Origin of the sequence: Endozoicomonas sp. ONNA2 (genome assembly GCF_024606365.1) — a bacterium.
Taxonomy (GTDB): Bacteria; Pseudomonadota; Gammaproteobacteria; order Pseudomonadales; family Endozoicomonadaceae; genus Endozoicomonas.
Genome location: NZ_JAHHPO010000379.1, coordinates 1 through 2,575, shown reverse-complemented (window position 1 = coordinate 2,575; position 2,575 = coordinate 1). Strand labels below are relative to the sequence as shown.

At 48.2% G+C, this 2,575-nt stretch carries 4 protein-coding genes; all 4 read left to right on the top strand.

Annotated elements, in window-relative coordinates:
• Positions 1–215 precede the first annotated feature (215 nt).
• Positions 216–431, top strand: coding sequence for a hypothetical protein (locus KDK14_RS06950; protein WP_257264311.1), 216 nt, complete (start codon positions 216–218; stop codon positions 429–431).
• Between the two features lie 232 nt (positions 432–663).
• Complete coding sequence (locus KDK14_RS06945) at positions 664–1,614, top strand: site-specific integrase (RefSeq protein WP_257264310.1); 951 nt, start codon at positions 664–666, stop codon at positions 1,612–1,614.
• 124 nt (positions 1,615–1,738) lie between these two features.
• Complete coding sequence (locus KDK14_RS06940) at positions 1,739–2,023, top strand: hypothetical protein (protein WP_257264309.1); 285 nt, start codon at positions 1,739–1,741, stop codon at positions 2,021–2,023.
• Between the two features lie 252 nt (positions 2,024–2,275).
• The gene (locus KDK14_RS06935) at positions 2,276–2,524 is read left to right on the top strand and encodes a hypothetical protein (protein WP_257264307.1); all 249 of its coding nucleotides are present in this window, start codon (positions 2,276–2,278) and stop codon (positions 2,522–2,524) included.
• Positions 2,525–2,575 lie beyond the last annotated feature (51 nt).

The following is a 2,575-nucleotide window of genomic DNA, read 5'->3' as shown; positions in this document are numbered from 1 at the left end:
AAGAGTCGAACTCGGGACCCTCTGATTACAAGTGGTCGTCTTGAGCATTCCGTACCATTCTAAACAATCCCATTACTCCCGCCGAAAGCCTTTAAATACAGAGCTTTACTCAAATTGTCTATTCTAAACAATCCCGTATAATACTTTTACAGTCTGAAAGTTAGCAGGCGCAGATTTTCCAAGGAGCTAACCAGCACACAAAACAGGTAAGGCGTATGGCGGCCAAGAAAACATTTAACCTGGATAACTTTGAATATCGGCTCAGGGAGAGCGTAGGAGGCCGCGGAGAGGGAACACTGTTATTTGAGAAGCGACCAAGCGGCAGTATCGAGGCTTACTTCCTGTATAAGCTGGCAGGCAAAGAAACCAAGATCAAGATAGGCCAGTACAAGAAAACCAGAACAGGCCACGGCTACACTGGCAGAGTGTAGAGAACGAGCAAGAGAGCTTGCCCGGTTACGCCGGGATTGTGGGGGCGACCTGAAAAGCTATCTTGAATCCCAAGAAGCAGAACGCGAACAACAGCAGGTCGAGGAGCAGCAACCGCAGGAAATGGAAGCTCGGAAAGGCTCCTTTGCTGAATTGATTGAATCCTGTGTAAAGGATCAGGAACAACAAGGCCGCGAGACAGTGTACCAGACGCGGTCAGGATTAGAGAGAAACGTGACAAAGGCATATCCCGGGATAGCCGCCAAGAAAGCCAGAGACGTTACACCAGACGACATAGTGACCATTCTCGCAGCAATCCATAACCGGGCATCAGAAACCGAATCGGTGCGCGTAAGAGCGCTTCTTCACGCCTGCTTTAATTTTGGTATCAAAGGCGATTACGACCCAACACGAACAGCCGAGAAGTGCTTTTATATCCAGTACAACCCTGTAGTAGCAACCAAGCGAAACAACAGCGCAATGAAGGTAGGCCAAAGGGTATTAAGCCACGATGAAATACACCAGCTATGGCACAACGTAGGCGACACGCACAGGGTAGGCTTTGTTATGGCCTGCTTTATCCGGTTTATGCTGGCGACTGGCGGGCAACGACCCAAGCAGCTACTACAGGCCACTTGGGATGATTACGACTTCGTTCGGAACTGCATCACCCTGATAGACAAGAAAGGGAAGGCAGGCACTACCAAGATTCATGTAGTCCCATTAAGCCAGAGAGCATTAAGCATACTGGAAGAAGTCAAGGCTGTATCAGCCGGTTATCCGTGGCCTTTTTGTTCTGGTGCCACAGGGCGCAAGGCAAGCAACAAAGGGCAGGTACTCCCGATCACCATAGACTCAGTCAAGAAGGCATTCATTCGGTACAACGAATGGTTGAGCGAGCAGGCCGCAGCAGAAGGCAAGCCAGAGCATAAGAACTTTTCAGCCCGAGACATACGACGAACCGTTAAGAATATTTTGATCGATGCAGGAGTAAACCGGGAGCAACGCAACCTGCTTCAATCACACGGACAAACAGGCGTTGACGTTAAGCACTATGACCGACACGAACACTTGCCAGAGAAGCGCGAGAGTATCAGGCGATACGATGCCTTGCTTGGGAAGATTATCAACGGTGAAGAAACAAAGCTGGTGGACTTGGAAGAATACAGACAGCAGATAAAATAGAGAATTCTTAAAAATAGATACCCGAAAATACCCGAGAAAATAGATTTTACTGTCTGAAAATAGAAAATATGTAAAAAGCGATACCCGAGAATACCCGATTTAATCAGATGCAGGAGATAGCACGATGCCAGCACAACCAGCACCGCAGTATATTACCGATGACAAAGGGAACCGGGTTTCTGTTGTCTTGCCTGTTGATCAGTATCAAGAGCTGTTGGATGACCTTGAAGACCTGGCGGCTGTCGCTGAGTGCAAGGGGGAGGACACCCTTTCCCATGATGAGGTCATCAAGCAACTGAAGGACAGTGCAAGCTATGAGCCAATACGCTCTACGCTGGAAGCGTTCAGCCCTGAAGGAATTACAGAAACTACCCGGAGCAACAGTCAGTCGTCTGGTAGCGTTGGCTGAATCGCTGGTGGATCAACCTTACCCCTCTGGCTGTCGCAAGCTGGCAGGAACAGAACATACATACCGGGTAAGGGCTGGCAACTACTTGTATACCAGGTTCATAACGGACAGCTTATTATTGAGATTGTTCGGTTAGGGCATCGGAAGGATATTTACCGATAAAGGTATGCAGGCCTGAGCCTGTCACCAGATAGCCGGTACAGGGTAGCTCCTGAAAAGACGGATAACCCACCCGTCCTGACTGGCTTGTTTATGTGGGGATCGCTGGGGGCAGTGATTGTGGAAAGTGTATTTACTGAATTTGTTACTTTCGGTCGTGCTGAAAAGCTGACCGGTATAGAAATAGATGAGCTGGAGCAGTTGGCCATAGAAGGCAAGGTTGGAGTTTATTTTCGGTTGAATGGGAGTGATAGGGTTAATTTTTATAAAGCTCCAATCGTAAATAACGTTACTGGAGAAACTGAGTGGGAGCTTTTGCCACTCTCATTTTTACAAGACTAAGTAGTTGGCCAAATGGAATCGTATATTTCTGGCTAAGTGGGCAGTTACTAT